The 5956-nt window shown below is 65.9% G+C and carries 5 protein-coding genes; 3 read left to right on the plus strand and 2 right to left on the minus strand.

The window, feature by feature from the left end; translation table 11 throughout:
* A partial coding sequence (locus WAW85_RS06880) for a ubiquitin-like domain-containing protein (protein ID WP_422558884.1) occupies positions 1-336 on the minus strand: 336 nt, incomplete at its 3' end.
* A 77-nt stretch (positions 337-413) separates the two neighbouring features.
* Positions 414-1292 carry a TatD family hydrolase gene (locus tag WAW85_RS06885; protein ID WP_422558885.1) on the minus strand — a complete coding sequence of 293 codons (879 nt, stop codon included), beginning with the start codon at positions 1290-1292 and terminating at the stop codon, positions 414-416.
* A 24-nt stretch (positions 1293-1316) separates the two neighbouring features.
* Here WAW85_RS06885 and WAW85_RS06890 point away from each other — a divergent pair, with 24 nt between their 5' ends.
* From WAW85_RS06890 to metG, 3 genes are all read left to right on the plus strand, one after another.
* On the plus strand, positions 1317-2009 hold the full coding sequence (locus tag WAW85_RS06890) for an HAD family hydrolase (protein WP_422558886.1): 693 nt from the start codon (positions 1317-1319) through the stop codon (positions 2007-2009).
* Between the two features lie 137 nt (positions 2010-2146).
* Positions 2147-4438, plus strand: coding sequence for a glycoside hydrolase family 65 protein (locus WAW85_RS06895; protein WP_422558888.1), 2292 nt, complete (start codon positions 2147-2149; stop codon positions 4436-4438).
* Positions 4439-4458: 20 nt separating this feature from the next.
* On the plus strand, positions 4459-5956 hold a 1498-nt coding region (gene metG, locus WAW85_RS06900), incomplete at its 3' end, for a methionine--tRNA ligase (protein WP_422558887.1).

The raw sequence follows: 5956 nt of genomic DNA on the forward strand, positions 1-5956 counted from the left end.
CTTGTGGGTCTTGACGATCTGCGGCTGGCCGTCGACCTTGAGCTCGACTTCCTTGAGCCGGTTGACCGTGAGGACCTGGCCGCCGCGCGGGGTGCTAGACAGCTCGGCGCTCACTTGGTCGCCGGGCGCCGGCTCGACGCCGTTTTCGGCGAGAACGGTCTCCACCGAAAAGGCCATGGTGGAGATATCGCGCGTCTGCCCGTCGATGCTCAGGGTCAACTCTTTGTGCATGAGGGCTCCGGTCACCCCACCGGCCGCCACCGTGGCCAGCAGCGCACCGGTAACCGCACGGGCGCCGACGGAATCGGTCGCGTTAATGCGCTTAAAAACAGACATCGCGGATATACCTACCTACCAAATCAGTCCCACCGTCCCGACCGGGGGGTCACAGTACGGTAACGAACCGGGGGTGCTTACCGCAACGGTAGCCGATAAACACGTTGCGCGTTCGCGCCCAAGACCGGTGCCAGCTCCTCCGCCGGAACACCGCGAACCGCAGCCAATCCGCGTGCGGTGTACGGCAGGCAATACGACTGATTCGGCTGGCCACGGTAGGGATGCGGGGTCAAAAAGGGCGCATCGGTCTCCACCAAGAGTTGATCGCGCGGCGTCAGTGTGGCCGCTTCGCGAAGCTCGCCCGCATTGACGAAGGTCACAGTCCCGGAAAAGCTCAGCAAGTAGCCGCGGTCGACGCATTCGCGCGCGATCGCAGCGTCGCCGGAGAAGCAGTGCATGATCACCGATTCCGGATCACCCTCGGCCGCGAGCACGTCGAGCAGGTCCCGGTCGGCCCCCCTGTTGTGAATCATCAGCGGCTTCCCGGACCGCTTGGCCAAGTCAATGTGCCAGGCAAAGACGTCCCGCTGCACCGCCGGATCGGCGCACGTCGACGAGTGCACCGTCCAGTAGTAGTCGAGCCCGGTCTCGCCCACCGCCACGACCCGATCATCGGTGACCATAGCTTCGAGTTCGGCGCGCGCAGCCTCATCGAGGTCGTCGGCGTGGGTCGGGTGCAGCCCGACCGCGGCAAAGACGCGCTCGTCCCAGTGCGCGGCCTGCACCGCCCATCGGGCGTCGACCATATCGTCGGCGACGGTCACCACCTGTCCGACGCCGACGGCCGCGCCACGGTCGACGATCGCCGAAACCGTTGCGCGATCGCGACCGCCGCAAGCCGCCAAATGCGTGTGTGCATCGACCAATCCGGGCAGCGGCGCGGGGTCCGGCGGCGGCTCCCGCCGCCGACGTTGACGAATCTGCTTCGCAGACAGTTCCTTCTCCTGCTCAGTCACACCGAAAAGGGTAGCGTTCTGTTCGTGCTAGGACTGCCCGCTCAGATCACCGTCGCGCTCTTCGACCTCGACGGCGTGCTCACCACGACCGCCACCGCGCACCGCGCGGCCTGGACCGAGGCCTTCGACGCCTTTCTGTCCACCCAGGTCGATCAGCCGCCGTTCACCGAACAGGACTACCTCGACTACGTCGACGGCCGTCCGCGCATGGACGGGGTACGAACCTTCCTGGCGGCGCGCGGGATCGTCGTACCCGACGACGTCGCCGAAGGGATCGGTGCCGCGAAGAACGCGCTCTTTGTGGCTGAGGTGGCGCGCGGCGTGGACCCGTACCCGGGCTCGGTGCGCTACCTGAACGCCGCCCGCGATGCCGGCCTGCGCATTGCCGTGGTCACCTCAAGCAAGAACGGTGCCGCCGTCCTGGAGGCCGCCGGGTTGACCGGCTTCGTCGAGGAGCGGGTCGACGGCAACACCATCGTCGAAGAGAACCTGAACGGGAAGCCCGCCCCGGACTCGTACCTGCGCGGTGCGGAGCTGATGGGTGCGACACCCGCCCAGGCGGCCGTCTTCGAGGACGCCATTTCCGGTGTCCAGGCCGGTGCAGCCGGCGACTTCGGCTACGTCGTCGGTATCGATCGCGTCGGCGGGAACCAGGCCGAGTCCATGATGGCGGCGGGCGCCAGTGTTGTCGTCACCGACCTAGACGAGCTTCTGTAGGAGCCGACATGACCGAGTTGTCGCACACCACGCACGGCGATACGTCGAGCCACAGCGACGTCACCCATATCCCGGCGCACGGGCACCATCCGGTGCAGGGCTTCGACATCAACCCGTGGCAGCTGTGCTGGCGCGGCATGGATGTCGAGATGCTGGGCCGCACCGAGACACTCTTTGCCCTCTCCAATGGGCACATCGGTCTGCGCGGCACCTTCGACGAGGGCGAGCCGGTGGTCCAGCCGGGGACGTACCTCAATGGATTCTTCGAACTGCGCGGCCTGCCGTACGCCGAAAGCGGCTACGGCTATCCCGAATCCGGGCAGACCGTGGTGAATGTGACCGACGGCAAGATCATCCGGCTGTTGGTCGAGGACGAGCCGATGGATCTGCGGTACGGCCGGACCGTCGACCACGAACGGTGCCTGGACTTTCGCACCGGCACTCTGCGCCGCAGCACCCTGTGGACCTCCCCGACCGGTCGCACGGTGCGCATCAAGAGCGAGCGGCTGGTGAGCTTTACCAAGCGGACCATCGTGGCCATCCGCTACGAGGTGGAGCCCATCGGCGAGGACATGAAGCTGGTACTGCAGTCCGATCTGCTGGCCAACGAGCCGCTACCGCTGCCGGACAACGATCCGCGTCTGGCCGCGGCCCTCGACAGCCCCCTCGTGGCCGCCCTCGCCGACTGCGACGGCACCAGTGCCGCGCTGGTGCACCACACCAAAAAGTCTGGCCTCACCGTGGCTGCCGCGATGAGTCACGAGCTGAATCTGCCCGGCAACGCCGATACCTCCATCCACGCCGAAGGCGATCTAGCCCGGCTGACAGTCGCCGCGACCGTCCCCGAGGGCAGCAAGCTGGTCCTCACCAAGTACCTCGCCTACGGCTGGTCCGCCCGGCGCAGCGTCCCCGCACTCCATTCGCAGGTACAGGCCGCGCTCGCGATGGCAGCCGAAACCGGTTGGGACGCACTCAAAGCCGAGCAGGCCGAGTATCTCGACGAGTTCTGGCGCGACGCCGACATCGAGCTCGACGGCGATCCCGAACTTCAGCAGGCGCTGCGCTTCTCGCTCTTCCACGTGCTGCAGGCGGGCGCGCGCGGCCAGTCCAGGCAGATCCCGGCGAAGGGACTCACCGGCCCCGGCTACGACGGCCATACCTTCTGGGACACCGAAAGCTTTATTCTCCCGATGCTCACCTATACGGTGCCCGGCGCGGCCGGGGAGGAACTCCGCTGGCGACACAGCACTCTGGATAAGGCGAAGGCACGCGCGGCCGAACTCGCCCAGACCGGCGCCATGTTCCCCTGGCGCACCATCGACGGCGAGGAGTGTTCCGGCTACTGGCCGGCCGGCACCGCGGGCGTCCACGTCTCGGCCGACATCGCCAACGCCACCGGCCGATACCTGAGGGCTACCAACGACGAGGCCTTCGAGATCGAATGCGGCGTTGAACTACTCGTCGAGATTGCCCGCTTCTTCGCCGGTTTCGGCCACCACGATCTGCGCGGCAGGTTCCGGATCGACGGCGTCACCGGCCCCGACGAGTACACGGCGGTCATCAACAACAACGTGTTCACCAATCTTGCGGCCGCACAAGCACTCCGGGATGCGGTGACCGCGGTGCACCGGCAGCCGACCGTGGCCAAAGATCTGGGTGTCACCAACGACGAGACCGCGTACTGGTCGTCGTGCGCCGATCACATGACGATCCCCTATGACGACGAAGCGGGCGTGTACCAGCAGTGCGAAGCGTTCACGCTCCTCGACCAGTGGGATTTCACCGCGTCGCAGGACCGCTACCCGCTGCTGCTGAACTACCCCTACTTCGACCTGTACCGCAAGCAGGTGGTGAAGCAGGCCGACCTGGTCTTCGCGACTTACCTGTTCGGCGACCGTTTCACTCTCGACGAGAAGCGCAAGATCTTCGACTACTACTACCCGATCACCGTGCGCGATTCGTCGCTGTCGGCGTGCTGCGAGGCGGTCTCCGCAGCCGAGGTCGGCTACCTGGATCTGGCCTACGATCTGCTCGGCGAGTCGGTCTTCACCGACCTGCACGACCTGCACAACAATGTCTCGTCCGGTCTACACATCGCGGCACTGGCTGGAGCCTGGACCGACTGTGTCGCCGGCTTCGGCGGCATGCGTGACTTCGGCGGCAACATCACTTTCGCCCCGCGCCTGCCGTCGCGGCTGAACTACATGTCTTTCCGCATGGTTGTGCGGGAGTCCCGACTCGTTGTCGCCGTCGACAACGATCAGGCCACCTACCGACTGCTCGACGGTCCACCGATCGAATTGGCCCATTTCGGGGAGAGTTTCGTGCTCAGTGACACCCCGGTCGTGAAGCCGATTCCAGTGTTGGCCAACCTGGTACCGCCGGAAGCACCGATCGGGTGCGCACCGTACCGACGCGCATCGGAGTAGGCGGTATCCTGCTAGTCACTATGCGCCCTGCCTTTTACCTCACCACGGCCATCGCGTACCCGAACGGCGCCCCGCACATCGGGCACGCCTACGAGTACATCTCGGCCGACACCCTGGCCCGCTTCAAGCGGCTCGACGGTTTCGACGTCCGGTTCCTCACCGGCACCGACGAGCACGGCCAGAAGATGCAGCAGACCGCCGAGGCCGAAGGCATCGCGACCGGCGAGCTGGCCCGCCGAAACTCCGACCGCTTCCAGCGCTTGCAGGAGCGGCTCGGGTCCAGTTTCGACCGGTTCATCCGAACCACCGACGCCGACCATCACCGCGCTTCGGAAGAGATCTGGAATGCGATGGCCGCGCGCGGCGATATCTACCTGGACTCGTATTCCGGCTGGTATGACGTGCGCGACGAAACCTTTGTCAACAACGACGACACCTCGGTGAATGACACCGGCGAGCGCATCGCCACCGAGAACGGCCATGTGCTCACCTGGACGCAAGAGCAGACCTACTTTTTCCGGCTCTCGGCATACCAGGACAAGCTGACCGCGCTCTACCGCGACCATCCGGAGTTCATCGGTCCGGATGCGCGCCGCAACGAGGTCGCCAGTTTTGTTGCCGGCGGCTTGAAGGACCTGTCGATCTCGCGCACCACCTTCGACTGGGGAGTGCCGGTGCCCGACGGCGACGGCCACGTCATGTACGTCTGGGTCGATGCCTTGACCAACTACCTCACCGGCGCCGGTTACCCCGGCGACGAGGCGACCTTCGCCCGCTTCTGGCCGGCCGACCTGCACATCATCGGCAAAGACATCATCCGGTTCCACTGTGTGTACTGGCCGGCGTTCCTGATGAGCGCGGGCCTGGAACTGCCCAAGCGTGTCTTCGCGCACGGCTTCCTGTTCAACAAGGGCCAGAAGATGAGCAAATCGATCGGCAACGTGATCGACCCGGATTCGCTCATCGACGCCTTCGGTGTCGACCCGGTCCGCTTCTTCTTCCTCCGCGAGGTGCCCTACGGCCAGGACGGCTCATATTCGACCGAGGCCATTGTCGCGCGTATCAACGCCGACCTGGCCAACGAGTACGGCAACCTGGCGCAGCGCACGCTGAGCATGATCGGCAAATACTTCGATTCGGTGCTGCCGGAGCCGGGAGCCTTCACCGACGCCGATTCCGCCCTGCTGGCCACCACCGACGGGCTGCTGGCCACGGTGCGCGAGCACTTCGACAACCAGGCTATCCACCTCGGTCTGGAGGCGCTCTGGTCGACGCTGGCCGCCACCAACCGGTACATCTCCGCGCAGGAGCCGTGGAAGCTGGCCAAGACCGACCTGGCGCGGACCGGCACGGTGCTCTATGTGTGCGCCGAGGTGATCCGCATCGTCACGCTGCTCGCGCAGCCGGTGATGCCGTCGTCGACCGGTACCATCCTGGATCTGCTGGCCGTCGGCGCGGACGACCGTGACTTTGCCGCCATCGACTGCAGGCTGCGCCCGGGCACCGCGCTGCCGACAC

Origin of the sequence: Gordonia sp. (in: high G+C Gram-positive bacteria) (assembly GCF_049299075.1) — a bacterium.
Lineage (GTDB): Bacteria > Actinomycetota > Actinomycetes > Mycobacteriales > Mycobacteriaceae > Gordonia.